The following is a 1,425-nucleotide window of genomic DNA, read 5'->3' on the forward strand; positions in this document are numbered from 1 at the left end:
GGGGGGGCCTGCGACAAAAGGGCATAACATGAGCATTTGGGCAAGATCCCTGGCGGCGCCGCCGGCCTGTTACCGGCGGGCCGCTTGGCGCCTTGTTGGGCGGCCTGCCCGGGCATGCGGTCGATCTGTGGTCGCCCTGCGGGCCGGGCGAGCAGCCCCGCCGCGGCATGAGCGACGCCGAGGCCGAGGCGGCCAAGCAGACCGTCGCCTTCACCATCGGCGTGATCGCGCTGGCCGCCAAGATGGCGCGGGCGGACGGCGTGGTGAAGCGGGTGGAGGTCGACACCTTCAAGCGGCTGTTCCGCGTTCCGCCAGAAGAGTTGGAGAATGTCGGCCGCGTCTTCGACCTCGCCCGCCGCGACACCCGCGGGTTCGAGGAGTATGCCCGCCAGATCGCCAAGCTGTTCGAGGACAGGCACGCGGTGCTGGAGGAACTGCTCGACAGCCTGCTGATGATCGCCGAGGCCGACGACGAACTGCACGAGACGGAGGTGGAGTATCTGCGCGCCGTCGCCGTGATCTTCGGCTTCGACGAGGCCGATTTCCGCCGCATCGTCGCCGGCCATCATCTGGCCGGCACCCCGACGGAAACCGATCCCTATGCTGTGCTCGGCGTGGCACGCCATGCGGGTGATGACGCGGTGAAGGCCGCCCACCGGGCGCTGGTGCGCGAGCACCACCCGGATCGGCTGACCGCCCAGGGGATGCCGCAGGAGTTCATCGACCTCGCAACCCAGAAGCTCGCCTTGATCAACGCAGCCTACGACCGCATCCGCCGCGAACGGGAGGGAGCCGCAGCCCTGTCGTGACCTGTCGCGAACCGCCACATCTGCCGATGATTTGAAATTGCTTTCGCGTGGTCTTTGTCTCGTTTTCTGACGTATCGTCCTGGACGGGGCGGGCAACCGGTTGCCCGCAGGCTTTGGGGACGACACGACGATGCGACGCACGATCATCCGGACGATCTTCGCTGCGGTTTTGGGAACGACGCTTGCCGCAGGTTGCAGCGCACAGGCTCAGGTGGGGGTTCAGGCCGGAGCCGGCGACGCGGCAGTGGTTCTGGGCCAGCCGCTGACGCTGAACCTGGGAGCGCCGGCAACCGGCACCGATTGCGCGGCCCAGGCGGCGACGCTGAACGCGCAAGGGCTGGTGCTGGTCGCCAACGGCCAGACAATTCCGGGCGCCAGCGCCAGCTTCGGCTGCTCCGCCAAGGGTGAGCTGGTCGGCACCGCCTCCACCTCCATCGCCGGCAACGGCGACGACGCGGCAAGGCGGCGGACGGCCTGGCAGACCGCCTTCAGCGGCTTCTTCACGCTCGCCGGAGCGAAGACCCTGCCGATGGCCTTCGGCCCACCGACCGGTGGCATGAGCACCGCCCCCAGGATGGTGTCCATTCAGGGAGCCAGCGAGCGCGACCTGGGGCTG

1 protein-coding gene and 1 pseudogene are annotated in these 1,425 nt (G+C 68.8%); both read left to right on the forward strand.

What is annotated here, in order from left to right; all coding sequences use genetic code 11:
• Positions 1-167 precede the first annotated feature (167 nt).
• Entirely contained in the window at positions 168-809 is a 642-nt protein-coding gene (locus I71_RS18925; protein WP_307189010.1) for a TerB family tellurite resistance protein, read from the forward strand.
• 130 nt (positions 810-939) lie between these two features.
• A pseudogene (locus I71_RS18930) lies at positions 940-1,425 on the forward strand (hypothetical protein); the annotation flags it as partial.

This window comes from Azospirillum sp. B506, assembly GCF_000333595.1.
In the GTDB taxonomy this organism is placed as follows: Bacteria; Pseudomonadota; Alphaproteobacteria; order Azospirillales; family Azospirillaceae; genus Azospirillum.

Coding starts and splice junctions, on each gene's coding strand:
- I71_RS18925 (WP_307189010.1), top strand. CDS start 168: ATGAGCGACGCCGAGGCCGAGGCGGCCAAGCAGACCGTCGCCTTCACC.